Source organism: Shewanella sp. YQ_9, from assembly GCF_043103185.1.
GTDB classification, from domain to species: Bacteria; Pseudomonadota; Gammaproteobacteria; order Enterobacterales; family Shewanellaceae; genus Shewanella; species Shewanella algae.
The window spans coordinates 67,003-93,007 of record NZ_JBICJO010000077.1; the positions used below are offsets into that span (position 1 = coordinate 67,003).

Genomic DNA, 26,005 nt, shown 5'->3' on the forward strand with positions numbered 1-26,005 from the left:
CAGTAGGTGACAAGGAGAACCGATGCACAAACAGCTCATAATTATGGCGGCGCTGGCCGCAAGCACTCTACCCGTGCTGCAACAGGCGCAGGCGGCACAAAACCTCTCTTCCTTAATGGTGGAAGTTCGCCAGCAGGATGGTATCCCCCATTATTACAATCTAGCCAGTGGCATGCCCCTCAATGGTGAAATATCCATCGTCCGGGACAATCAAGGCTATACCCTGGCGGAATTCTCCCAGGGCTTGCCCAATGGGCGCTGGCAGGTATTTCACTCCAACAATGCCAAATTGATTGAGGGCCAATATTTCCAGGGCTATCAAAATGGCAGTTGGCGCATGTATGACATCAGCGGCCAGATGACCGAATTGCAGGTGTTCAACAAGGGCGTGCCGGAAGGGGAATGGCAAACCTTCGACACTAAAGGCCGTCTCAGTGAAAGCGTCTTCTACCGCGACGGTAACAAAGAGCAGGTCAAGCGTTTCTACGCCAGTGGTAAACTCAAGGCCAGCGAAACCTATACCGACAACCTGCGCCATGGTCAGTGGCAGAGCTTCTATGAAAACGGCACCCTGGCCCAAAGCCAGCAATACGCCAACAACCAACTGTCAGGCGACTATCTGGAGCAAAACGCCCAAGGGGTAATCAAGGTCAAGGGCAAATTCGATGCCAATGGCCAACGTCAGGGCGTCTGGCAGAGCTTTTTTGATGATGGCAGCAAAGAGAGTGAGATAAGCTTCAGTGCCGGCGAGCGGGACGGCGAAAGCCTGAAATATCACCCAAGCGGCGAACTGGCGCTCAAATGTGCTTATCGCGCGGGTAAGCGCCAGGGCCAATGTCAGACGTTCGACGACAAAGGGATACTGCTGGGCAATGAGCATTTCAGTGAAGGCGAAAGAGATGGCACCCAGGAGTACTTCAACAGTGAAGGCAAACTGGTCATAGAGCAGCACTACAAAAACGGCCTGCAAACCGGTGTACAGAAGCGTTTTCACCCCAATGGCCAGTTGGCTGAGCTGGAAACCTTCCACGACAGCCAATTGAGCGACAATGGTCAATATCCCCGCCATGGCAAGTATGAGCGTTTCGATATCGATGGCAAGCCCCTGGAGAAGTCCCAGTTTGCCATGGGCCTGCTGGATGGTTTGCATCAGCGTTTCAGCGCCGGCGTACTGCAGGAGTCCAGCCAATGGCAGCAGGGTGAGCGTCACGGCGACTTTATCCGTTACTTCCCGAACGGAAAAAAACGCAGCCTGAACCAATACCAGCACGACAAGCAAACCGGAAAATCCATCCGCTACTTTGAAGATGGCACTGTGCAGGAGCAGGGCGATGTCATTGAAGGCAAGTGGGTCGGCAAATATGAGAGCTTCTACGACAATGGCAAGCCCAGGGAGTTGGCCCACTATGCCAAAGACAAGGCCGCCAAGGATTATCGTTATCCGCTCGATGGTGCCTTCAAGCGCTGGTACGCCAACGGCGACCCCAATGAGGAAGGCGCATATCTCAACGGCGACAAGGACGGGCTCTGGATTCAGTATCGCGAAGGGGTCAAGAGCCGGGAGCAGACCTTTGTCAAAGGCAAACTCAATGGCAAATATGCCGAGTATTACCATGGCCGCCGCCGGGTTACTGGGGAGTACCTGGACAACAAGAAGACAGGTACCTGGATAGACTACCGCTACGAAGAGGACGATCCTACCTTCGGCACCATCCCAGAAGGCAATATTAGGATCAAGAGCCTGTGGCAACAGGGTAAGTTGCATGGTGCACGCGAGCATTACAGCTTCAAGGGCATCCTTTATCGCAAGGAAACCTATGACAATGGCGATAAGACCGGCGGCTATAGCGAGTACTATGTCAACAATGGGCAGCAGAAACTGGCCGGCGAGTTGTTAAAAGGGGCCAAAAACGGCCAGTGGCAAAGCTGGTTTGAAGATGGCATGCTCGCCGCCAGTCAGGAATTCAAGGACGATGTACTGCACGGCAAATCTGAGCAGTACTACAGTAACGGCCAGTTGAAACAGCAGGCCAACTACTGGCAGGGAAAACTCGATGGCAAACTGAGCCAGTACTTCCAAAATGGCAAACCACAGAGCCATGAGCAGTGGGTCAAGGGCCAGAAAGAGGGTGAAGCCAGTTACTTCCACAACAACGGCAAGCTGGCCGAGAAAGGCACCTTCCTCAGGGACAGAAAAGAGGGGCTGTGGCAGACCTTCTGGACCAATGGCGAGAAACGTACCGAAGGCAGCTATATCAGCAATCGTGAATCCGGCGACTGGAACTTCTACGACCAGTTCGGCAAGCTGATAAAGACAGAACACCACGGCTGATAAAACGGCTGGCTCATCTATAGAGAAACCAAAAAGCGCACCTTAAGGGTGCGCTTTTACCGAAGAACAGCTTAGTTTCCCCTGCCCTAGCCAAAGAACAAACGCCAGAGCCAAGAGGCGTCCAAGTCTTCCTTGCACTGATTATATTGCGCAGCATAACGGCGGGAGCGATTGTCCACCTTGTCGGCCACCCTTACCAACCAGGCCTTGCTGCGGTAACTGCCGCGTTTGTAACCGCCCCAGCCTTCGTGATAATTGAGATACTGGTTGCGGGCGTCCCACTTGGACACACCATTGATCTTATGGCTCTTGTAGATAAACCAGCCCATAAAATCCATTGCATCATCAAAATCGCTGCGACTGGCCCAGCTGTTGCCGGTCTCACGCACATAATCATCCCAGGTCATGGTCTTGGCCTGGGCATAACCATAAGCATCACTGGCGCGTCCTATGGGAATGATCCACAAGAAATACTCCATAGGTGGCGCCGCATTATGCTTGAAGGAGCTCTCCTGATACATCATGGCCAAGGGCACATGCACGGGAACACCCCACTTTTCACGGGCATCCTTGGCGGCGTTATACCAAGATCTGTGCTCTTTGAAGATGGCACAGATATTGTCGGGCTCTTTGGGAGGTGAAGTGGCGCAGCCGCCCAAAAACAGGGAGGCGGAAATAGCAAGCGCCGGGGCAAATTTGGATAGAAACTGTCGCTTCACGAAAATCTCACGGCTTTCAAAGGCCAGGCCTTTGGTTGAACTTGGACTCAGTGTCGCCCGAGTCAAACATCAAATGCAACCTGAGCCTCTGAAAAAGTGAGCTTTATTGCGGCTCCGGCAGCTCGCATTCATGAACTTCCTGCTGCCAGACCACGGGTTCCCAGTAACCGGTATCCTTGCCGGTATAGCGCCTGTCGGTATTGAACTTGGCCGCCAGGTGATAACGTTGCCCGGCTTCCACCAGCAACTTCAGCTCCTTGGGCGTGCGGGCCGACAGCCGCACTTTGAGCTCAGATGAATCTATCAGCTCAGAGACGGTAAAACTGTGTTCACCCGGTGGCAACTGATAGTTGGGTTTGGAGATCACCGGCTGGCCATCGAGATGGGTGACCACCAGGCGATAAAACTGCTGCTCCCGATCCGGCTCCAGATAACCTGAAACCGTACCACATTCGCGCCCGGGCTCGGGAGCACTGGCGCAGGCCGACAGCAACAGGGCTGCGGCCGAGATTAACAACAAAGACTTCACTGACTGACTGCTTCCTTGGCTGGTTCATCGGCAAAGTACTGAACCAGAAAATCATCAAAATTCAAACGATCAGCGGCTTCCATCTGCAACTGACTCTCGATTGAGGCCTGGGCTTCGGCTTCAAAGGAAGCCAGCGCTGCGGCACTCAGCGGATAATTCAGCAGCTGCTGCTGATATTCTTTCGCCAATGCCATCACCCAGGCGCCGTGATCCAGCCCCTTGTCTGCCAGGGTCTTCATCACCTGCCCAGACAGCGTCTCATTCGGGTCGATAACGGCTTGATGCCACTTGGCCAGTGCCAGCTGATATTGGTCATCATCCTTTCCATCGAGCAGCGTGGCCAACTGCTGCAGCTCGGCAAACAGTGCCAGCATCCACTGCTCACGCGCCACAGGCTCGCCGTTTTGACTCAACATCAAGCCAGGCTTACGCCCTTCCAACACCACGGCCTTGAGGTTGGCGGCTATCTCCTGCTCACCTGTGCTATCGGTCGTCGCCGATGGACTCAACAGGCAATGAAGCAGGAACAGATCCAGGAAGCGCACCTGAGAGGCCTCTATGCCTATGGCACTGAAGGGGTTTACATCCAACGCCCGCACTTCGATATATTCCACCCCGGCGCGTGCCAGTGCCTCGGAAGGCTTTTCACCGCTGCGGGTCACACGCTTGGCGCGAATGGGGGCATAAAACTCATTTTCTATCTGCAACACATTGGCGTTGAGCTGGCGATATTCGCCATCAACCTTCACCCCTATGTTGGCAAAGTTGTCCGAAGGCATCTTGATGGCGGCGCGGATCCCCTTGAGATAATCCGCCAGCGAGTTATAGCTGATACTGAGCCGCTCCTGCTCCTTGTTGGTGTAACCCAGGTCACTCATTCTCAGTGAGGTGGCCCAAGGCAGATACAGGGTGCCGCGGCCCATCTTTTCAAAATCCAATTCTGTCTGCTGCTCTTTGATGAAAGAGCAGCACAGCGCCGGTGAAGCACCAAACAGATAAGGCAACACCCACACCAAGCGGCGGTAATTGCGGATAAGGCCGAAGTAACGCTCGGAGATAAAGTCACAGCGGGAAACCGACTTGTCGCTCTGGGCATAGAGCAGATCCCAAAGCTCGTCAGAAACCGAGAAGTTAAAGTGCACTCCTGAGATGATCTGCATCAAAGCGCCGTATCTGTAGGTCAGGCCCTTGCGATAGAGGGTCTTCATCCGCCCTGAGTTAGAGCTGCCGTATTGGGCGATGGGAATATCCTTCTCGTCACCCACATAACAAGGCATGCTCACGGGCCAAAGCTTTTGTCCCTTAAGCTGATTTAGGGTAAAGGCATGAGTCTCGGTGAGGCCGGTAAGCAGCTCATCTATGCTGTGGGTAACAGGCGTTATGAACTCGAGCAACGCCTCACTGTAATCGGTAGTGATCCTCGAGTGGGTCAGGGCCGAGCCCAAGGTTTTGGGATGACCATCCATAGCCAGGTGCCCGCTGGCATCAATTCTCAAGGCTTCTCGCTCAATCCCACGGCGCATATCCTTGAGTGCGGCGCGTCCTTCGGCTCCTTTGAGCATTGCGACAGATTCGGTAAATGACTTCAAATTCTTTTTCTCTGCTTGGCGGCCTAGGCCTTTATCTGGCCAATAGACCCGGGCATACCTGCTCCGCTTTCATCTCTTGGTGATTCATCACCAAAAGGCACAGGACTGCTCTGTGTGACTGCTGCCCAAAATAAAGCCTAAGCGGCCTTTCAGGCAAGTGTAATTTAAAAGAGACAGGCGGTGATGCTCCTTGAAGCATCACCGCCTTGCATAGTGGCAAGCGAGTCGTAACCCGCCGCGGTTAAGATCAATATGGGGTCAAAGTGGCCGTTTTACAAGGGCAGATTGATCACTGAATAACCCATTGCCTTAATCCCGGGCTCGATAAGATTTTTATCCCCGACCACCAATATTTGCATGCTGGCAGGATCCAACCACTCTTTAGCCAGTTCATTTAGCGTATCAATACTGGTTTGGTTGATAATCTCATCCTGACGGGCAGTAAAATCATCGCTCAGACCGTACTTCTGGATCATTCGGATAAAGCCGGCCTTTTGGTAAGGCGTTTCATAATCCAGTGCTTTACCCTGCGAAATTGAGGCCCGCATAAAGCTAAGCTCTTGTGTCGTCATCCCCTTATCATGATAAGCCTTGAGCTCCTTGATAAACTCGGCCAGCGCCTTGGCGGTGACATCACTGCGAACGCTGGCGCCCGCCTTGAAGTACCCCTGCTCAATACCACCACTGAAGAAGCTGCGGGCACCATAGGTGTAGCCCTTGTCTTCCCTGAGATTAAGGTTGATGCGGCTGTTGAAGGCGCCGCCCAAGGGATAGTTCATCAGGTAAGCCTTGAAGAAGTCGCCCGTGGCATCGTAAGGCAGGGCGCGCTTGCCTATGCTGATAACCGACTGGGCCGCTCCCGGCTTATCGATAAGGAACACCACACCGGGTTTACCCTCGGGCAACTCACCCAAGGTCGGCAGAGACACAGCCTGGCCGCCCCAAGGCTCCAATCCTTTTAGCTTGCCGATTAGCTGATCGCGGGGCAGATCGGTTACCGCCACCAGTTGGGCGTTGCCGGCGCGATACTGCTCCTTATAGAAAGCCTTGATATCATCGAGCGTCAGTTGGCTGACACTCTCAAGCGTACCGTTATCATTGACACCGAGACTGGTTTGGCTGCCAAACAGCAACTTGCTGAAACCCTCTTCGGCCAGATAGTTGGGATCCGAGGCCAGATGTTGCAGGCTTTGCAACTGCTGCTGTTTTACCCGCTCGAAATCGGTTTCCTTGAAGCCTGGCTCAAACAGCCTTTCTTCGACTATTGCCAGGGTCTTATCCAGGTTTTCGGTCAAGGCCGAGATCCGGATGCTGCTTTGATAGCCGCTGCTGTCGAACACCACGGAAGATCCCAGCAGCTCCAGCGCCTGGGCTAGTTCTTCACTGCTGCGTTTGGCGCTGGACTCATTGAGCATGGCCGCCGTCAAACCGGCGAGCCCGGCCTTTTCCACCGGCACCAGTCTGTGACCGCCGTTGAGGTAGATGACCAGCTCGGTAGTAGGCGTTTCATGGCTTTCAGTGCCCATGACACTGATACCGTTGTTCAGTTGGGCAGACCAAAGCTTGGGCACCTGCATGGAGGGCGCCTTGCCGGCAGCGGGGATCTTACTGCGATCGAAACTGCTGTTGGCACTTACGGCCTGCTGCAACCCGGCAACGGCGTTGGCGGCAACCCTTGGTTCAGGCGGGGTAAAGTTATCGGCCTTGGCCACCAGCGCCTTGGCGCCCATGGGCACAACGCTCATCACTACGCTGGGCTTATCCTTGATGTAGCGCTTGAATACCCGCATCACATCTTCTTTGGTCACAGCATCATAGCGGGCCAAATCTTTGGCTATCTGATTGGGATCACCGGCGAATGTCTGGTTATAGGCCAGGTTGGACACCTTGCCCGAGACACTCTGCAGCGAGAAGATACTGTCTGCGCGGAACTGCACCTTGACCTTCTGCAGATCTTCATCTGTGACGCCCCGCTGTTCAAATTCGGCGATCGATTCGCGGATCTTGGCCTCTATCGGCGCCAGTGCTCCGCCCTTGGCCGGATTGGCCAAGGCGTAGATAGACATTTGACAGGCCAGCTCCTGGCAAGGATGACTGACCCCGGCCTGCACCGCATAACCATCTTTCACCAGATTCTTGTAAACCAGCGAGGTCTTGCCGCCGCCGAGAATATTGGCCAGCAGATCCAGCGCGGCCTCATCCTGATGACGGGCGTAAACGGTTGGGAAAGCAATACGGATGAGTGGCAGATGGACATTGTCTTCCATCGAGATATAGCGGCTCTTGTCCAGCGTTACCAGAGGTTTGGCATCGGTCGCCACCTCAGGCCCCTTGGGAATATCGCCAAAGTACTTGCTGACCCAGGCCAGCGTCTGCGCGGTATCGATATCACCGCCTATGGTCAGGGTGGCATTGTTGGGGCCGTACCAGCGTTGGAAGAAGTGTCTTACATCATCGGGCGTGGCACGGTCGAGATCCTCGGGCCAACCTATCACAGGCCAGGAATAAGGATGACCGGCGGGATAAAACGCCTGATTGAAACGTTCATTCATCCGCCCATAAGGACGGTTATCGATGCGCTGGGCCCGTTCGTTTTTCACGGTTTCCCGCTGCACTTCAAATTTCTTGTCGGTCAGGGCCGGAAGCAGATAACCCATGCGGTCCGACTCCAACCAAAGCATTTTTTCCAACTGATTACTGGGAACGGTTTCGAAATAGTTGGTGCGATCAGTGTTGGTGGTGCCATTCAAGGTGCCGCCGGCTTCGGTGACTATCTTGAAATGCTGTTCATCGGCCACATGCTCGGAGCCCTGGAACATCATGTGTTCAAACAGATGGGCAAAACCACTGCGCCCCGCCTGCTCTCTGGCCGAGCCCACATGATAGGTTACATCCACATGCACCAGAGGATCAGAATTGTCCTGATGCAGTATCACTGTCAGGCCGTTGGCCAAGCGATACTTGCTGTAAGGGATACCGACTTCACCGGCCTTGGGGGTTACCGACTCGATGAGAGTCACTCCTGCCGGCAATTGTACCGAGGAAACCTCAGCCAATCCTGTGTCGGTTTGCACAGAGCAACCCGCCAATGCGGCTGAAATTGCCGCCGCCAATAACCATTTCTTCAAAACGTTACTCCTTCAACCAGAGACTGAAACCCAATAACTCATTGCAGCCACTCTAAAGCCAACAACACAATAATCAAATAGCGCAGGCCCTTGCCTGTCAAAATCATCAGAGTGGATTTTGTAAGAGGAAGTTTCATCCAACCTGCTAAAAGGCACAGAATATCGCCGATCAGCGGCACCCAGGAAAGTAACAAGGCCCAATAACCGTAGCGCTTCAGCAGCGCCAGCGCCTGCTTGTGGCGACCGCTGTCGAGTTGCTCGGGCGTGACCGCCTTGCGCCCCAATAGCCCAAGTAGATAACTGCTCAAGGCCCCCAAGGTGTTACCTATAGTGGCGCTAAGCAGCAGCGACAATGCCATCTCCGGCTGCTTGTCCAGCAAAGCCAGCAACAAGACTTCCGAGCCTCCAGGCAGCAATGTTGCCGCCAAAAAAGCGCCGCTGAACATCAGCCAGAGTTCCCACATAAGATACCTTCCTGCATACTGCCTGAATCAAATGTCCATCCAGGCAAGTTCAAAGATAAATAGTTTTTAGCGCTGAAAGATATAAGAAAACAATGTCATTGCCCAGCTAAGTCTCAAGAGTTTAAATCATACAATCGCGATAGAAAGCCACAAAACCAGGGGTTAAAACCAGCCCTAAGATGGACAAGGAAAGGAGTCATAAATGCAGGAGCTGAACTTTATTCAATCTGTTCAGGAGCGGGATATTGATTTGATGTTGCTGGAGGAGTGCCACACTTCAATGGCCTTCTGCAATTGGTTGGTTTCCCGGGTATATGAATTCCCCCACACCGTAGAGTTTGTCGGCGCCTGGCATTCTGTCATTCACAACCAATACGGCGAGTCGGATCTCGTGGTGATTTTCAATGACAATGACGGCTCCCATCAAGCCATTCTTATCGAAAACAAGATAGATGCAACGCCACAACAGCAACAAGGGTTAAGGTATCGCTACCGCGGCGAACATGGGATAGAACAGGGCTATTGGGTCGATTTTCGCACCTGTCTGTTGGCTCCGCAAAAATACCTGACATCCAACAATGAGCCCTATGATAAAACCATCGCCTATGAGGAACTCATGGCGTACTTTGTCGCCCAAGGGGCATGGTACCGGGCACGGCTTATGGCCGAGAGCATCAGCAAGCAAAGACGCGGATACCAGCCCAGCATTAGCCCCGAAGTCACAGAGTTTGCCAGGAGTTATCTTGAGTTTGCGAAAAGATATCACCCGGAGTTGAACCCGGAAACACCCAAAAACCGCGCCGCCGGACATTCCTGGCTGCATTTCTACCCACTACTGCCCAATAAGCAAATCCGCATCGTTCATCAATTGGCAGGAAGCCTGGTCAAAATCATGTTTCTGGGAGCAGCCGAGCAGCTTGATTTGCTCACACAAGCCTTCGGTGCATATGCAAGCACAGGACTCATGATCAAACGCTCCGGCAAGTCTGTCGTGATGGAACTGCCTACGCCGCCCATTGACCCTTTTAAAGACAAATTCGAAGATGTCCAACCGCAAGTGCAACAATCCATTGCCCAAGCCAAGAAACTGAGACAAATGTTAATTCAGGTGCTGGCGGATAAAGGAATTGCAGCGAGCAATATTCAAGCATCTGACTGGTACTCTTGAAGAACCCCGGTCTATGATTAAGCCATATCTCTTTGAATAGTGAGCAATCATGGCCCGTCTTTTGTTTCTACCTATTATCCTTTCCCTGTTCTGGATAGCGTTTTTACACTTCAACAATGTCCCTTTGGCGCAGGGGAAACGCGGTTTTATTTGGATAATAGGCGTCAGTGGTGCCTTGATTGCCCTGCTGTCACTGGCCATCTGGCTGACGGCCTAAGCTTTTGATATGAGCCTTTGAAATGAATGCTTGAATCGACTCAGAGTGTACCAAAACCCGCTCATTGCGGATTGCCCTCCAGCGAGCCTTAAAACCGATAACCGGCGCGGCACACTGGCTACGCCGGTTATTTTTAACGTCATGGCACTCAGCTATTCAGCGCGCAAAGCGCTCAGTTCCCCAATACCGCCAGCAGAATACCGGCAGCGACCGCACTGCCCAGCACACCGGCCACATTGGGGCCCATGGCGTGCATCAACAGGAAGTTTTGCTGATTGGCCTCTAGCCCAACCTTATTCACCACCCTGGCGGCCATGGGAACGGCCGAGACCCCGGCGGCACCAATCAAGGGGTTGACCTTGCCACCACTGAGTTTACACATGAGTTTGGCCATCAAGACCCCGGCAGCGGTGCCAATGCTGAAGGCCACCGCCCCGAGCAGCAAGATCCCCAGCGTCTCGACCCGAAGAAACTGCTCGGCCGAGAGCTTGGAACCAACCGCCAATCCGAGGAAGATAGTGACGATATTGATAAGTTCGTTCTGCGCCGTGTTGGAAAGTCTATCCACCACCCCGGATTCGCGCATCAGGTTACCGAGACAGAACATGCCCACCAAGGGGGTCGCCGTCGGCAAAAACAATATGGTCATTCCCAGCACCATAAGGGGGAAGATGATCTTCTCCTTCTTGCTGACTTCCCGCAGCTGTTCCATCTTGATCTGCCGCTCGGCTTCCGTGGTCAAGGCCCGCATGATGGGAGGCTGAATGAGCGGCACCAAGGCCATGTAGGAGTATGCCGCCACCGCAATGGCTCCCAGCAAATCAGGCGCCAGTTTGGAGGCGAGGAAAATGGCCGTGGGACCATCGGCGCCGCCTATGATGGCGATGGCTCCGGCATCTTGCATACTGAACTCAAATCCGGGCACCAGGTTCAGGGCTATCGCACCAATCAGGGTAGCGAAGATCCCGAACTGAGCGGCCGCGCCCAGCAATAACGTCTTGGGGTTGGCAATCAGGGCGCCGAAGTCTGTCATGGCACCGACCCCCATAAAGATCAGCAGCGGAAAAACCCCGGTATCTATGCCCACGTGATAAACATAGTAGAGCAGCCCATTTTCCTCGGTAAAACCTGCATTGGGGATATTGGCCAGAATGGCGCCGAAGCCGATGGGAAGCAGCAGCAAAGGCTCAAACTTGCGCACTATTGCCAGATACAACAACAAGGCACCGACCAACATCATCAAGGCCTGTGGCCAGGTAAAGTGCGCTATTCCCGTCTCAGACCAAAAAGCGAGTAAACCGTCCATCATCGCTCCTTAGGCCAGTGCCAGCAACTTGGTACCGACGCTGACGGCATCGCCTTCCTTGACCAGGATGCGGCTGACAACACCATCGGCCTGAGCCCGGATCTCAGTTTCCATCTTCATCGCCTCAAGGATGATAACGACATCACCGGCGCGAACGCTGTCTCCGGCAGCCACCTGTACCTTGAAGATATTGCCGGAAAGTGGCGCACTCATCTCCAGTTCCGGCCCAGAGGCAACAGCAGGGGCCTGCACAGGGGCAGCCTGCGGCTCTGCCACCGGCAAAGGCGCTACCTGACTGATATCACCGCCCTCACTGACCTGCACCACAAAGCGCTGGCCCTGCACATCCACGGTATAAACCTCCGGCTGACGCCCACCGGTGGCAGCCTTGGTTTGAGTTGTTTGTGACAGAGGAGCTTCCAATTCTGGCTTGGGTTCAAATGCCGCTGGATTGCCACGGTTCTTAATAAACTGCAGGCCGATTTGCGGGAACAGCGCATAAGTCAGCACATCATCGTCGCGCTCTTCGCTGAGGCTCAAACCTTGCGCCAACGCTTTTTCGGCCAGTTCGGCCCGCAGATGTTCAAGCTCGGGCGCGAGCAGATCGGCCGGGCGACAACTCACAGGCTCGGCCCCCTGCAACACCCGCTGTTGCAATTCACTGTTCACCTTGGCCGGGGTGGCACCATATTCGCCCTTGAGTACACCTTCCGTCTCCTTGGTCAGCGACTTATAGCGCTCGCCCATCAGCACATTGATTACCGCCTGGGTACCGACAATCTGGGAGGTGGGGGTCACCAGAGGAATAAAACCCAGATCTTCCCGCACTCTTGGGATCTCCTCGAGCACCAGATCCAGCTTGTCCTCGGCGCCTTGCTCTCTGAGCTGGTTTTCCATATTGGTCAGCATGCCACCCGGCACCTGAGCCCGCAGAATGCGTGAATCTATGCCCTTTAGTGCCCCTTCGAAACGGGCATATTTTTTTCTGACTTCACGGAAATAGGCGGCAATCTCCTCCAGCAGCGCCAAGTCATAGCCTGTTGCCCTATCGGTATCTTCAACCATGGCAACCAAGGTTTCGGTGGCACTGTGACCATAGGTTTGGCTCATGGAAGAAATGGCAGTATCCAGAACATCAATGCCTGCCTCAATCGCCTTTTGATAGGTTGCGGTTGATAACCCTGTAGTGGCATGGCACTGCATGGTGATCAAGAGATTGGTTTCCGACTTCAAGCGGCTTATTAGCTCAAATGCCTCCATCGGCTTGAGCAAACCGGCCATGTCCTTGATACAGAGTGAATGGCAGCCCATATCTTCCAATTGCTTGGCCATGGTCAACCAGGTTTGCAGTGTATGTACGGGGCTTGTGGTGTAAGAAATTGTGCCCTGGGCATGAGCGCCAACATCAATCACGGCTTTCAGCGCGGCTTGCAAGTTGCGCACATCATTCATGGCATCGAACACCCGGAATACATCGACCCCGCTGTCATGGGCGCGCTCTACAAACCGGGTAACCAGATCGTCACTGTAATGGCGATAACCCAGCAAGTTCTGGCCCCTCAATAACATCTGCTGCGGGGTGTTGGGCATGGCTTGTTTCAGCGCCCGGATCCGCTCCCAGGGATCTTCACCCAGATAACGGATACAGGCATCAAAGGTTGCACCGCCCCAGGACTCCAGGGACCAAAAGCCGACACTGTCCAACTTGGATGCAATCGGCAACATATCTTCGATACGCATTCTGGTTGCCAACAATGACTGGTGGGCATCCCGCAGGACAACGTCGGTTAATGCTAAAGCTTTACTCATCTTTTTTATCCATCAGATTGCGGCAATTAAGCCTGTTTGCGGTATTGGTGAATGGCACAACTAATGGCTGCTAGCTGTTGCGGCGTTGGTGCACCTGCCTGGGCGACGACTGCGGATTGTGCCTTGGCCCTTTCCTGAGTTTGGTTCTTATCCTCCAAGCTGGGTTTAGGTGCCAGATAATGGGCCGATATCCGGATCCCCAAGATCAGCAGCCCCAAGAACAGATAAACCAGCCCCATACCAAGCAGCATAATCCCCACAGCTTCCACGAGTTGCTCAGAAAGCGACATCATATCTTCCTCATTTTGTTAATGGCGCGGCAGGCCTTTCCATGTCTAAGTCTGGTCTGAGATGACATAACATGGCACCCCAGCCGGACAATAATGGTAAATATGCGAAAAAATGTGATTTTCAATCACTGCTTGTTTTAGCCTAACAGGCCAAGTTGCACCTAACCATGTGACTTAGGTCAAAAGCGATAACCAATCTATAACAAAAAAACCTCCCCAATGTAAATTGGTCATACCAAAACAAATCAATAAAACCTCATAGGGAATAATGATTCATAAATATTCATTTAAGATTTTTGATGAAAAACCAAAACTCAAACCAGAACGAAGGGAAGATGATATCGCGAATACCGGCAAGGGCGGCAAGTTTCAACATAGGGGACTTGTGAATACAAATGGTTTTAAAGCCTTTCCCGGATGTGTTCGCCATAAGCGATAAAACTGTCTGTGATGAGTTTGCCTAGAAACCAAGCGACTCAGCGGCTCTGCTTTAAGCAATGGCGGTACGAATTTCGACAGTATGAAGAACAAAGCATGGTACTTGATGATGAAAATAGGTTCTCTATCCAGAACTTGTTACATCCCGGACTTTCAGTGGGCCTGTGTCTCTGTATCAAGCTTACGGATAAGGCACGGTGGATAGCTAGGAAATTGCAGGCGAGTAAGAAACAGATAGCAAAACGCCCCGCTATTGCGGGGCGTCTTACTTCTTTGCTATTTGGCGCGCATGGAAGGAGTCGAACCTCCGACCGCCTGGTTCGTAGCCAGGTACTCTATCCAGCTGAGCTACATGCGCTTAATCCGGAACTCAGAAAGCTTAGCTCTCAGAGTATAGTAAAGAATGGCGGAGAAGGAGGGATTCGAACCCTCGATGGGAGATAAAGCCCATACTCCCTTAGCAGGGGAGCGCCTTCGGCCACTCGGCCACCTCTCCGCATAAATTGGTGCGCATGGAAGGAGTCGAACCTCCGACCGCCTGGTTCGTAGCCAGGTACTCTATCCAGCTGAGCTACATGCGCTTAAATCTATTGCGTACCTTACTTGATATCTGGTGCGCATGGAAGGAGTCGAACCTCCGACCGCCTGGTTCGTAGCCAGGTACTCTATCCAGCTGAGCTACATGCGCTTTCAGATAATCAATTTTTCTTAGCAGCCTTTAAGGTTCCAGATGGTGCGCATGGAAGGAGTCGAACCTCCGACCGCCTGGTTCGTAGCCAGGTACTCTATCCAGCTGAGCTACATGCGCTTGATCATCTTGGAAAACTAAAGCAGAAGTGGCGCGCATGGAAGGAGTCGAACCTCCGACCGCCTGGTTCGTAGCCAGGTACTCTATCCAGCTGAGCTACATGCGCGAATTGTATTCTTTACTGCTAAAACGGAAAATGGTGCGCATGGAAGGAGTCGAACCTCCGACCGCCTGGTTCGTAGCCAGGTACTCTATCCAGCTGAGCTACATGCGCATATTTTACGTTAAGAAATGGCGGAGAAGGAGGGATTCGAACCCTCGATGGGAGATAAAGCCCATACTCCCTTAGCAGGGGAGCGCCTTCGGCCACTCGGCCACCTCTCCGTTTTCTTGGCGCACATATTACTGTTTGAAGAAAATAAGTCAAACCCTTTTTCCGAAACCTTTTCCGTTTGTCCTGTTTTTAATCACCTGACCTAAATAACGCGCAAATCCTGTGCTATCAAGGGTTTTCCGGCTCCAGAAAGTAAAAAATCCACCTGCATAGCAGGTGGCTTTGAACAGCCCCCTAGAAGGGGGCTAAAAGAATCACCCATCCAAACCAAGCTTGATCTGACCGTTTGATTCCTCTGCCTCTACTTTCTGTTGATACCTTACATATCGACGAATGATCTCTTCGTTTGCTCCCACTGAAGACACTCAAGCTTGGCGGAAGTCTCACCAGTAAGTGAACATGGTCTATCTGGACATTTAGCTCTACTATCCGACACCTCTTCATGCCGCTATAGATATAAATACTCCGACAAACCTCCTCCCCAACTCGGCCCTTCAAGATCCTGTGTCTATACTTTGGCTTCCATACAATGTGATACTGACAGCGATAGAAGATGTGCGATGCACTTTCATATCGGCTCATACTGCTTACTCCTTGATTTGCTGGTAACAAACCGAGTCAGTATGCAGCATGGGCACTCTTCGGGCTGAGCCCCGACTTGACGATCACCACCTCCACAGGAGGTGGTTTTGGGGTGACAATAAAAAAGCCAGTTTAAAAACTGACTCTTCTATTCCTGACGGAGGTTCACTTTATGTCGCCTCAGAAGTTACCACCTTCAGAAGGTGTTCCTGTTTTCTCAGACTGAATACGCTGATAAATCTCTTCACGGTGCACAGAAACTTCTTTGGGTGCATTCACACCTATACGTACCTGATTCCCCTTCACACCCAGCACTGTCACTGTGACCTCGTCACCAATCATCAGTGTTTCGCCAACACGACGAGTCAAAATCAGCATTCGATTGCTCCTCTAGTTTCCATATCTTCTACACACGGCGCTCATCCGTCGTAACCATTATTATAAGGTGAGCTTAGTACAAATTAATAGTATTCAATACTAAATCCGTTGTTTAATTACACCTTATTTAGTTCAAAAGCGTGATGTAACACCCGAACTGCCCTGTGTAAATCCGATTCATCTATTACCACTGACAGCTTTATCTCTGATGTTGCCATCAACTTAACATGAATTCCTTCATTCCCCAAGATATCAAACACCTTGGCGGTTGCCTCGGCCCTGCGATGCACGCCGGCACCTATTACAGACACCTTTGCCAGGGCTTTTTCAAACACCAATGGGCCAAACGATGTTCCAAGTTCCGGTTCATCGAGCGCCTTTAACGCCCAAGGGAGCCTGCTGGCATCCAAGGTAAAGCTGACGCTGTCATCTGTACCCGCCTTGGTCACCAGATCCACTTCCACACCATTTTCGGCCAGCAGTGAAAATACTGCCGCAAAGGGGTCCGGTGAATCGTCGGTGCGACTCAGACTCAGCATCGCCTGCCCTTTACTGCAAGCGATACCCGCTACTTGATTACTCTTGTCTTCACAGGCATCGAAACGTATCAGGGTGCCACTGCCAGGTTCAAAGCTGGAAAGCACCCGCAAGGGAACCCGAAAGCGCTCGGCATAAGAGACTGAATCCGGGTGCAACACCTTGGCTCCCAACCGAGCCATCTCCAGCATCTCTTCGAAACTGATGGCATCAAGCTTTTGTGCGCTCGGTTCAATATTGGGATCTGTGGTATAGACACCAGCCACATCGGTAAAAATTTGACATTCCTGCGCCTTGAGCGCGGCAGCCAATGCCACAGCAGTGGTATCCGAGCCTCCGCGCCCAAGAGTGGTCACTTCCCCGAATTGATCCCGCCCCTGGAAGCCGGCCACTATCGGGATAATTCCCTGGGCCAGCAATTCCAGCAGATACTGAACATCAACTCGTTCGATACTGGCACGGCCAAACTGGCTATTGGTGTGGATTTGCACCTGGGCGGCATTGAGCGACTTGGCCTTGACGCCACGTTTTGCCAACGCCATCGCCATCAGCGCAATACTCACCTGCTCGCCGGTGGAGACCAGCATGTCCATCTCCCGCGCCGATGCATCGGGGTCAATCTGCCCCGCCAGTGCAAACAAACGGTTGGTTTCACCGGCCATGGCAGAGAGCACCAACACCTGATGCTCGCCGCTCAATTGAGCTTTGGCAATCTGCTCGGCAATCACCTCGATACGCTCAATGGAGCCTACCGAGGTGCCGCCGAACTTTTTGACATACAGTCGCTCGTTACTGCCTGAACGTACTTCTTGTGTCACATAGACCTCGTTGGTGGCGAAATTATGCCAGACGTTCAGTCAGCCAAGGCGTTACCGATGCCAATGCCTGAGGCAAGTTGGCAACTTCACTACCACCAGCCTGAGCCATATCGGGACGGCCACCGCCCTTGCCACCAACCTGCGCAGCCACCATGGCCACCAATTCACCGGCCTTCACCTTAGCGGTCAAGTCTTTAGTCACCCCGGCGATAAGGTTTACTTTGTCGCCATGAGCCAGACCCAGCACCACTACGCCAGATTGTAGCTTCTGCTTGAGCTCGTCCTGCAGACCACGCAGAGAGCCAGGGTCAATGCCTTCGACCTGTTTCACCAACACCTTGACTCCGGCAATCTCTTGCGCATCGGAAATCATATCGGCACTGGCCGCGGCGGCCAGTTTGTCTTTGAGTTGAGCAATCTCTTTTTCCAGTTGACGGCTACGCTCCAACTGCGCCTTAAGCTTGGCTACCACTGAGTGACTGTCTGCTTTCAGCAAGTTAGCAGCATCACTCAACTCTTGCTGTTGCTCGGCGACGAAGGCCATGGCAGCAGCACCTGTGACTGCTTCAATACGGCGAATACCGGCGGCGATACCGCCTTCGGAAGTGATCTTGAACAGACCTATGTCACCGGTGCGGCCCACATGGGTACCACCACAAAGCTCAATAGAAAAGTCTCCCATGGTCACAACCCGAACCTGGGCGTCGTATTTCTCACCGAACAAGGCCATGGCGCCCTTGGCTTTGGCCTGCTCTATGTCCATCTCAGCCGTTTTCAGCTCGTGGTTACGACGGATCTGGGTATTGACCATCTCCTCAACCGCCTTGAGCTCTTCAGACTTAACCGCTTCAAAGTGAGAGAAGTCGAAACGCAGACGCTCGGGCTCCACCAATGAACCTTTCTGGGTCACATGCTCACCCAATACTTGACGCAGCGCGGCGTGCAGCAGGTGAGTCACTGAGTGGTTCAGTTGGGTGCGATGGCGCAGTTTCTTATCGACTTGCGCAAGCAACTCCTGACCCAGAGTCAGTTTGCCTTGGCTCAGTTGGCCGATATGACCTGTGGCCTGGGCATACTTTTGGGTGTCGCTCACCTCAAACAGCAAACCTTCGGCTGTCAGTTGGCCCTTATCGCCTACCTGGCCGCCTGACTCGCCATAAAATGGAGTCTTGTCCAGCACAATAACCGCTTGCTGACCGGCATCCAGAGTGTCGACCGCCTGACCATCGACATAGATGCCGATAACCTTGCCATTGCCGCTGAGTTCACTGTAACCGCAGAACTCACTGTCGGCATCAATCTTCAGCCCGGCGTTGTAATCGGCACCAAACTGACCGGCGGCCTGAGCCCGGCTGCGCTGCTCGGCCATCGCCGCATCAAAACCATCTTCATCGACCTTGATATTACGCTCGCGGCAAACATCGGCGGTCAAATCCATAGGGAAACCATAGGTATCGTAGAGCTTGAATACGGTTCCACCATCCAAGGTATCGCCTTTAAGCTCAGACAAAGCAGCATCCAAAATACCCAGACCACGCTCAAGTGTACGGGCAAACTGTTCTTCTTCGGCTTTCAGCGCCTTTTCCACTATGCTCTGAGTCGCCTTAAGGCCCTTGGCAGCATCGCCCATCACGTCAATAAGTGTAGGTACCAGCTTGTAGAAGAAGGTGTCTGTGGCGCCCAGTTTGTTACCGTGACGCACGGCGCGGCGGATGATACGCCGCAGTACATAACCCCGGCCTTCATTGGACGGCATCACACCATCGGCAATCAGGAAGGCGCAAGAGCGAATGTGGTCGGCAATAACCCGCAGGGATTTGTTTTCCAGATCTGTCACGCCGATGATCTCGGCCGTTTTGGCAATCAGAGTGCGGAACACGTCAATTTCATAGTTGGAATGCACGCCTTGCATAATGGCGGCAATACGCTCTATACCCATACCTGTATCGACTGAAGGCTTGGGCAGAGGCTCCATCACACCATCGGCCTGACGGTTGTACTGCATGAAGACTATGTTCCAGATCTCAATAAATCTGTCACCATCCTCTTCCGGTGTACCTGGGCGGCCACCAGGAATGTGAGCACCGTGGTCATAGAAGATTTCAGTACAAGGACCACAAGGGCCTGTATCGCCCATCTGCCAGAAGTTATCTGAAGCATAAGGTGCGCCCTTGTTGTCGCCGATACGGATAATGTCCTCGGCGGGAACCCCTATCTGCTTGTTCCAGATATCAAAGGCTTCATCATCAGATTGATAAACGGTAACGCACAGACGTTCCTTGGGCAGCTTGAGCTCTTCAGTCAAGAAGGTCCAGGCAAAGCGAATGGCATCTTCTTTGAAGTAATCACCGAAGCTGAAGTTACCCAGCATCTCAAAGAAGGTGTGGTGACGGGCCGTATAACCCACGTTATCCAGGTCGTTATGTTTACCACCGGCGCGAACACAACGCTGCGAAGTGGTAGCGCGGCTGTAGCTGCGCTTGTCCATACCGAGGAATACGTCTTTAAACTGGTTCATCCCGGCGTTGGTGAACAACAAAGTGGGGTCATTGCCTGGCACCAGTGAACTGCTGTCGACTACCTGATGGCCATTCTTGCGGAAAAACTCCAGGAAAGCACTTCTGAGTGCTGCTGTGGTTTGGTACATAAATCGTCCTGAGTTGCTTAAGCCTGAATAATGTATAAAAAGTGGTCTAAAGGCGTGCGTCGCCCGGCCACTCAAGCGCTCTTTTGCCAAGCATTATAAGCATGCAGCGCCAGAATACCAATTAGATTGCGCAGGGTATGACGCCTGATACAGCCAAGGTACAGAGAGCGTTAGCGGCATAAGCCGAAACCCAATAACCTGAGTCAGCAAATACCATTTGCCACAGGCGCGGAATCACTCAGGGGATGGAGCCCTGAAGGCTACGGCAAGTTTTAACGGGACAGATAAAGTCAGCTAAAAGCGCCAGAACGGAGTGTTAACAGCTGAGTGTTACTTTGGCGTGCAAACAACGACTGCAACTCAAGGAAAGTAAATGCTGGGGTTTTGTAAAACAAGGTCAGTTTGGGATGCTTTAGCAGCGGTAAGCTTAGTTGTGAAGGGGCAATTGTGATAGAGGGAAAAGTCAGTCGTAAGGGTCATATTCAAGGGCATATGCCACTTGATCATAACTAAAGCCCTGCCCCATCAAGTGACGAATTCGACGAGCTTTTTCTTTCATATCATCTGCGGGACTATCACCGAATTTCTTCAGCGCGCGCGTACGGGCCAAGGCAAACCAGTCACAATCACTGGCATCCAAAACCTGCTCAATACATTGTTTATTTAAGCCCTTTTGCATCAGTGCTTGACGCACTTTCCCCGGGCCGTGGGCCTTGGCAATATGGCTGCGCAGCAAGGCTGCCGCGAAACGCTGATCATCAATAAAACCTTTGGCTTCCAGACCATCCAAAGTCTGTTCAACTTCCGGCAACTCAAAGCCCTTGTCCAGCAAGCGGCTCTTGAGTTGCTCGCGGCCATAGTCGCGGCGCGCCAATAGCGCGACCGCAACATCCATTACCGACTGGCTCAGAAGACTTCTCCGGTTTCCAGATCGACATTGCCTTCACCTGTCTCGGCGCTGGCAGGTGCCGTTTCTGCTTTGCTGAGCAGTTTGGCGCGCAGTGCCGCTTCGATTTCGGCAGCCACTTCAGGATTTTCCTTGAGGAACTTACCGGCATTGGCGCGGCCTTGACCTATCTTGTCACCTTTGTAGCTGTACCAGGCGCCGGATTTTTCCACCAGCTTGTGGGCTACGCCCAGGTCAACCAACTCACCGGTACGGTTGATCCCCTGACCATAGAGAATTTGGAAATCGGCTTGTTTGAAGGGGGCGGCAATCTTGTTCTTAACCACTTTAACCCGAGTTTCGTTACCAACAACCTCGTCACCCTCTTTGATAGCACCTGTACGGCGGATATCGAGACGAACGGAAGCGTAGAACTTAAGGGCGTTACCACCAGTGGTGGTTTCTGGGTTACCGAACATGACCCCAATCTTCATCCGGATCTGGTTGATGAAGATAAGCAGAGTGTTAGACTGCTTGAGGTTACCGGCCAGCTTACGCATTGCCTGGCTCATCATACGGGCCGCCAGCCCCATGTGGGAATCACCGATTTCACCTTCGATTTCAGCCTTGGGCGTCAGCGCCGCCACTGAGTCAACAATGATGACATCGACGGCGCCACTGCGAGTCAGCGCATCACAGATTTCCAGCGCCTGTTCACCTGTATCTGGCTGAGAACACAGGAGGTTATCGATATCCACGCCCAGCTTCTTGGCGTAGATAGGATCCAGTGCGTGTTCGGCATCGATAAAGGCACACACTTTGCCTTCACGCTGCGCCGCAGCAATCACTTCCAGTGTCAGGGTTGTTTTACCAGAAGATTCAGGACCATAGATCTCAACGATACGGCCCATTGGCAGACCGCCGGCCCCTAGAGCCACGTCCAGAGAAAGCGAACCGGTAGAGATGGTTTCGACATCCATGGTTCTGTCTTCACCCAGCTTCATGATAGAACCTTTACCGAACTGCTTCTCTATCTGTCCCAGAACTGCGTTCAACGCCTTCTCTTTGTTTGGATCTATTTTCATTCCTGTTCCCTCTTGATTGCGGCGCAATGCGCCGCCTGAAATCTATGTTGCCGCTCCTTTTAAGAGCTTTGGCGTCAATACCAATCTGCCACCTAGTATACTGTACAATCATACAGTATCAAGTGCTGGTGATAATTTATTTAAAGGCCGCTTGCGGATCAATCACTTGTGACCGAAAGCATAAAATTTACCCGCCCACGACTGGTTCAGTGATGAATAACTGATACTATTGGCGCCATTGTCGAAAGGGCAACCGCTCTTGGAAAAACAGTCAAGGAAACATCTGAAAGCTCCCATGAATGCAGTGATCACGCCTATGGATAACCCGGATTTGGAAAAACACACCCCGATGATGCGCCAGTATCTGTCGATGAAGGCGCAGCATGCCGAAATGCTGCTGTTTTATCGCATGGGGGACTTTTACGAACTGTTTTACGATGATGCCAAAAAAGCCTCCGAGCTCTTGGGTATTTCACTGACGGCCAGGGGCAAGAGTGGCGGCGATCCTATTCCTATGGCGGGTATTCCCTATCATGCGGTGGAAGGTTATCTCGCCAAGCTGGTGCAGCTCGGTGAGTCGGTTGCCATCTGTGAGCAGATTGGTGACCCGGCCACGTCCAAAGGGCCGGTCGAGCGCAAAGTGGTGCGCATAGTGACTCCCGGAACCCTCACCGATGAAGCGCTGCTGCAAGAACGTCAGGATAACTTGCTGGCCGCCGTCTACGAAGGCAAGAACGGTTTTGGCTACGCCACCTTGGATGTGGCCTCCGGCCGTTTTGTGATTGCCGAGCTGGCCACCCTTGAATCATTGGAGGCAGAGCTGCAACGCACCAAACCGGCCGAGCTGCTCTACAGCGAAGACTTTTCCCAACAAAGCCTGATTGCCGGCATCAAGGGCAAACGCCGTCGTCCCGAGTGGGAGTTTGACTTGGATACCTGCATGCGATTGTTGCTGGATCAATTCGGCACCAAAGATCTGCGTGGTTTTGGCATAACAGACGCCAGGCTGTCACTGCAGGCCGCCGGCTGCCTGATGCAGTATGTTAAAGATACCCAGCGCACCGCCCTGCCCCATATCAATGCCATTACCCGCTTTAACCAGAGCGACAGCATAGTGTTGGATGCCGCCACCCGGCGGAATCTGGAACTGACTGTGAATCTTGCCGGTGGCCGGGACAATACTTTGGCTTCGGTGCTGGACGCAACCGCTACCCCCATGGGCAGCAGGATGTTACAGCGCTGGATCCATCAGCCACTCAGGGATCATCAACAGATAGGCCTGCGGCAAACCGCGGTGGCAGAGTTGATTGCCAGCGGCCTGTTCGAACCGTTACATGACGACCTCAAGGCGCTTGGTGATGTGGAGCGGATCATGGCACGCCTGGCTCTGAGAAGCGCCCGCCCGAGAGACTTTGCCCGTCTGCGGCAAGCGCTGGCACTGTTGCCGCAACTGCAGCAACTATTGGCAAACACCCAAAGCCCCGAGCTTGGCCGTTTGAAACGCCAGCTCAGTGAATTCCCAGAAGAACTCGCGCTGCTGGAGCGGGCGATTGTCGACAACCCGCCGGTACTCATTCGTGATGGCGGCGTGATCCGCGATGGTTATCATGCCGAACTGGATGAATGGCGCCGCCTCAGTGAAGGCGCCAGTGACTATCTGCAACAGTTGGAAGTCAGGGAAAAAGAACAAACTGGAATAGCCACCCTGAAAGTCGGTTTCAACCGGGTACACGGCTACTATATCGAAGTTTCCCGTGGACAATCGGCACTGGTGCCCCTGAGCTATCAAAGACGCCAGACATTGAAAAACACCGAGCGCTATATCATCCCCGAGCTGAAAGAGTATGAAGAGAAAGTGCTTTCCAGTCAGGGCAAGGCGCTGGCACTGGAAAAACAGCTTTGGGACGAACTGTTCGATCTCCTGCTACCCAAGCTCAGCGAGTTGCAGGCTTTTGCCATGGCAGCGGCCGAGTTGGATGTACTGAGCAACTTTGCCGAGCGGGCCGACAGCCTCAACTACAACCAACCTGAGTTGAGCGATAAGCCGGGCATACATATTGAAGCCGGGCGTCACCCAGTAGTTGAGCGAGTCAGCCAGGCTCCCTTTATCGCCAACCCGGTAACCCTTAGCCCTGAACGTAAAATGTTGGTGGTCACAGGCCCCAATATGGGCGGTAAGTCCACTTACATGCGTCAGGTGGCGCTGATCACCCTGATGGCGCATATCGGCAGCTTTGTGCCGGCAGATAAGGCAATTCTGGGGCCCGTTGACAGGATCTTCACCCGTATCGGCGCCTCGGACGATCTGGCCTCGGGCCGCTCCACCTTTATGGTGGAAATGACAGAAACGGCCAATATTCTCCACAATGCGACCGCAGAGAGTCTGGTGCTGATGGATGAGATTGGCCGCGGCACCTCCACCTATGACGGCTTGTCACTTGCCTGGTCGGCGGCAGAGTATCTGGCTCAGCGACTCGGCGCCATGACACTGTTTGCCACCCATTACTTCGAGCTAACTCAGTTGGCAGAATTGATGCCCCAGGTTGCCAATGTACATCTGGATGCCATGGAGCATGGCGACAGCATAGTCTTTATGCACGCAGTGCAGGAAGGGGCCGCCAGCAAGAGCTATGGTTTGCAGGTTGCTTCACTGGCCGGTGTTCCGGCCTCGGTGATCAAGGCCGCCAAATTGAAACTGCAGCAACTTGAAAGTCGCGATCACGGTCAAGAACCCCATGTCCCGGCGCAGGCCACACTGCAACTGGAAACGCCGCCATCTGAGCTTGAACTTCTGCTTGGCAGGCTGAACCCGGATGAGCTCAGCCCAAGAGAGGCGCTGGACCTAATCTATAAACTCAAGGCGTTGGCAAACTAAGTCCGCTACTCCAGCTATCGCTGTGGCTTGTAAATACAAGAAAGAAGGGGCGCAATGCGTCCCTTCTTTTTATTACAAAGGATGGTAAGTTGCTTTAGGCCTTGAACAGGGCCTCTACCGACAACCCCTGAGAGGAGAGTATGTCGCGCAGGCGTTTCAATGCCTCCACCTGAATTTGCCGCACTCTTTCACGGGTCAGGCCAATTTCCGAGCCCACATCTTCCAGAGTAGAAGGTTCATATCCCAGTAGGCCAAAGCGTCTGGCAAGCACTTCTCTTTGCTTGGTATTGAGCTCATTGAGCCACTTAACCACTGAGTTGGAAATGTCTTCTTCCTGCACCTGGGCATCCGGCGTCATCTCATCATCATCCGCCAATACATCGAGCAGAGCCTTGTCGTTGTCACCGCCTATCGGGGTGTCGACCGAGGTGATTCTCTCATTCAGCTTCAGCATCTTGCTGACATCACTGCTCGGCAGTTCCAGCTTTTCGGCTATCTCTTCGGCTGTGGGTTCGTGATCCAGCTTATGAGCCAACTCCCGGGCTGTACGCAGATACACATTGAGCTCTTTCACCACATGAATAGGCAGACGTATGGTGCGGGTCTGATTCATTATGGCTCGCTCTATGGTCTGGCGGATCCACCAGGTGGCATAAGTGGAGAAACGGAATCCGCGCTCGGGGTCGAACTTCTCTACGGCACGGATCAGACCAAGATTGCCTTCTTCAATCAGATCCAAGAGTGCCAAGCCGCGGTTGTTGTAACGGCGGGCTATTTTAACCACGAGGCGTAAATTACTTTCGATCATGCGGTTGCGTGATTTTTCACAACCTTTGAGGGCCTTGCGCGAGAAAAAGACTTCTTCTTCTGCACTCAACAAGGGGGAAAATCCGATTTCACTCAGATAAAGTTGGGTCGCGTCTAAGTTCTTTTGCAGGTCATCCTGAACCATTTCGGCCAGAGCTTCTTCCTTCTTCGACGCCACTTCCGTGTCGTTTACGGATAAATCTACAAGCTCTTCCACGGGTGCGCTAGCATTTTTGCGGCTCATAATATTCTCTCCCAAACCTTAACAAACTAATTTACATCGCTTTTTATCCTCCATATGCCAACTTTGGCTCCCAAA

Annotated in this window: 18 protein-coding genes, 8 tRNA genes and 1 pseudogene; 4 read left to right on the forward strand and 23 right to left on the reverse strand. The window is 53.0% G+C overall.

The features are described 5' to 3' along the window. The first annotated feature begins 22 nt into the window (after positions 1-22). Positions 23-2,332, forward strand: coding sequence for a toxin-antitoxin system YwqK family antitoxin (locus ACF8D4_RS21910; protein ID WP_392466567.1), 2,310 nt, complete (start codon positions 23-25; stop codon positions 2,330-2,332). Positions 2,333-2,418: 86 nt separating this feature from the next. Here ACF8D4_RS21910 and ACF8D4_RS21915 read toward each other — a convergent pair whose 3' ends face one another. The 5 genes from ACF8D4_RS21915 to ACF8D4_RS21935 form a co-directional block, all read right to left on the reverse strand. Next, a complete protein-coding gene (locus ACF8D4_RS21915) occupies positions 2,419-3,051 on the reverse strand; it encodes a hypothetical protein (protein ID WP_144438485.1) in 633 nt (210 codons plus the stop codon). 103 nt (positions 3,052-3,154) lie between these two features. Further along, the gene (locus tag ACF8D4_RS21920; RefSeq protein ID WP_144438484.1) at positions 3,155-3,580 is read right to left on the reverse strand and encodes a hypothetical protein; all 426 of its coding nucleotides are present in this window, start codon (positions 3,578-3,580) and stop codon (positions 3,155-3,157) included. Beyond that, the gene (gene gshA, locus ACF8D4_RS21925) at positions 3,577-5,142 is read right to left on the reverse strand and encodes a glutamate--cysteine ligase (RefSeq protein ID WP_392466581.1); all 1,566 of its coding nucleotides are present in this window, start codon (positions 5,140-5,142) and stop codon (positions 3,577-3,579) included. The genes ACF8D4_RS21920 and gshA overlap by 4 nt, the downstream gene beginning before the upstream one ends. A 299-nt stretch (positions 5,143-5,441) precedes the next feature. Continuing rightward, a complete protein-coding gene (locus ACF8D4_RS21930) occupies positions 5,442-8,297 on the reverse strand; it encodes a M16 family metallopeptidase (protein WP_392466570.1) in 2,856 nt (951 codons plus the stop codon). A gap of 38 nt (positions 8,298-8,335) precedes the next feature. Continuing rightward, positions 8,336-8,761: a YqaA family protein gene (locus tag ACF8D4_RS21935; RefSeq protein WP_054745120.1), complete on the reverse strand. Its 426-nt coding sequence runs from the start codon at positions 8,759-8,761 to the stop codon at positions 8,336-8,338. Positions 8,762-8,963: 202 nt separating this feature from the next. On the opposite strand from ACF8D4_RS21935, the gene ACF8D4_RS21940 reads away from it, so the two are divergent. Further along, positions 8,964-9,929, forward strand: a complete 966-nt coding sequence (locus ACF8D4_RS21940) for a hypothetical protein (protein WP_345880123.1) — start codon at positions 8,964-8,966, stop codon at positions 9,927-9,929. 49 nt (positions 9,930-9,978) lie between these two features. Further along, entirely contained in the window at positions 9,979-10,146 is a 168-nt protein-coding gene (locus ACF8D4_RS21945) for a hypothetical protein (protein ID WP_025010950.1), read from the forward strand. A gap of 172 nt (positions 10,147-10,318) precedes the next feature. On the opposite strand, the gene ACF8D4_RS21950 is transcribed toward ACF8D4_RS21945, so the two are convergent. From ACF8D4_RS21950 to recA, 17 genes and pseudogenes are all read right to left on the reverse strand, one after another. Next, the gene (locus tag ACF8D4_RS21950) at positions 10,319-11,452 is read right to left on the reverse strand and encodes a sodium ion-translocating decarboxylase subunit beta (RefSeq protein ID WP_028781526.1); all 1,134 of its coding nucleotides are present in this window, start codon (positions 11,450-11,452) and stop codon (positions 10,319-10,321) included. 9 nt (positions 11,453-11,461) lie between these two features. Further along, positions 11,462-13,261 (reverse strand): sodium-extruding oxaloacetate decarboxylase subunit alpha, encoded by a 1,800-nt coding sequence (gene oadA, locus ACF8D4_RS21955; RefSeq protein ID WP_392466573.1) that lies wholly within the window; start codon positions 13,259-13,261, stop codon positions 11,462-11,464. 26 nt (positions 13,262-13,287) lie between these two features. Further along, complete coding sequence (locus ACF8D4_RS21960) at positions 13,288-13,554, reverse strand: OadG family transporter subunit (protein ID WP_025010953.1); 267 nt, start codon at positions 13,552-13,554, stop codon at positions 13,288-13,290. 716 nt (positions 13,555-14,270) lie between these two features. Continuing rightward, positions 14,271-14,347 (reverse strand) — tRNA-Arg (locus tag ACF8D4_RS21965). A gap of 46 nt (positions 14,348-14,393) precedes the next feature. After that, positions 14,394-14,485: transfer RNA gene (locus ACF8D4_RS21970), tRNA-Ser, on the reverse strand. 8 nt (positions 14,486-14,493) lie between these two features. Continuing rightward, positions 14,494-14,570 (reverse strand) — tRNA-Arg (locus ACF8D4_RS21975). Positions 14,571-14,600: 30 nt separating this feature from the next. Beyond that, a tRNA-Arg gene (locus ACF8D4_RS21980) sits at positions 14,601-14,677 on the reverse strand. Positions 14,678-14,720: 43 nt separating this feature from the next. Continuing rightward, positions 14,721-14,797, reverse strand: a tRNA-Arg gene (locus tag ACF8D4_RS21985). Positions 14,798-14,826: 29 nt separating this feature from the next. Further along, positions 14,827-14,903: transfer RNA gene (locus tag ACF8D4_RS21990), tRNA-Arg, on the reverse strand. A 31-nt stretch (positions 14,904-14,934) separates the two neighbouring features. Next, positions 14,935-15,011, reverse strand: a tRNA-Arg gene (locus ACF8D4_RS21995). 18 nt (positions 15,012-15,029) lie between these two features. After that, positions 15,030-15,121, reverse strand: a tRNA-Ser gene (locus tag ACF8D4_RS22000). Positions 15,122-15,325: 204 nt separating this feature from the next. Then, positions 15,326-15,653 (reverse strand): annotated as a pseudogene (gene tnpA / locus ACF8D4_RS22005) (IS200/IS605 family transposase). 180 nt (positions 15,654-15,833) lie between these two features. Next, on the reverse strand, positions 15,834-16,031 hold the full coding sequence (gene csrA / locus ACF8D4_RS22010; protein ID WP_025011666.1) for a carbon storage regulator CsrA: 198 nt from the start codon (positions 16,029-16,031) through the stop codon (positions 15,834-15,836). Positions 16,032-16,147: 116 nt separating this feature from the next. Then, positions 16,148-17,386 (reverse strand): aspartate kinase, encoded by a 1,239-nt coding sequence (locus ACF8D4_RS22015; protein ID WP_044734850.1) that lies wholly within the window; start codon positions 17,384-17,386, stop codon positions 16,148-16,150. A 22-nt stretch (positions 17,387-17,408) separates the two neighbouring features. Further along, positions 17,409-20,033: an alanine--tRNA ligase gene (gene alaS, locus ACF8D4_RS22020; RefSeq protein ID WP_144133676.1), complete on the reverse strand. Its 2,625-nt coding sequence runs from the start codon at positions 20,031-20,033 to the stop codon at positions 17,409-17,411. A gap of 463 nt (positions 20,034-20,496) precedes the next feature. Continuing rightward, entirely contained in the window at positions 20,497-20,928 is a 432-nt protein-coding gene (locus ACF8D4_RS22025; protein ID WP_371873365.1) for a regulatory protein RecX, read from the reverse strand. Between the two features lie 11 nt (positions 20,929-20,939). Further along, the gene (gene recA, locus ACF8D4_RS22030; protein WP_107005311.1) at positions 20,940-22,004 is read right to left on the reverse strand and encodes a recombinase RecA; all 1,065 of its coding nucleotides are present in this window, start codon (positions 22,002-22,004) and stop codon (positions 20,940-20,942) included. Between the two features lie 316 nt (positions 22,005-22,320). Here recA and mutS point away from each other — a divergent pair, with 316 nt between their 5' ends. Then, positions 22,321-24,879: a DNA mismatch repair protein MutS gene (gene mutS / locus ACF8D4_RS22035; RefSeq protein ID WP_371873728.1), complete on the forward strand. Its 2,559-nt coding sequence runs from the start codon at positions 22,321-22,323 to the stop codon at positions 24,877-24,879. A gap of 94 nt (positions 24,880-24,973) precedes the next feature. On the opposite strand, the gene rpoS is transcribed toward mutS, so the two are convergent. Then, the gene (gene rpoS, locus ACF8D4_RS22040) at positions 24,974-25,930 is read right to left on the reverse strand and encodes an RNA polymerase sigma factor RpoS (protein WP_025889143.1); all 957 of its coding nucleotides are present in this window, start codon (positions 25,928-25,930) and stop codon (positions 24,974-24,976) included. Positions 25,931-26,005 lie beyond the last annotated feature (75 nt).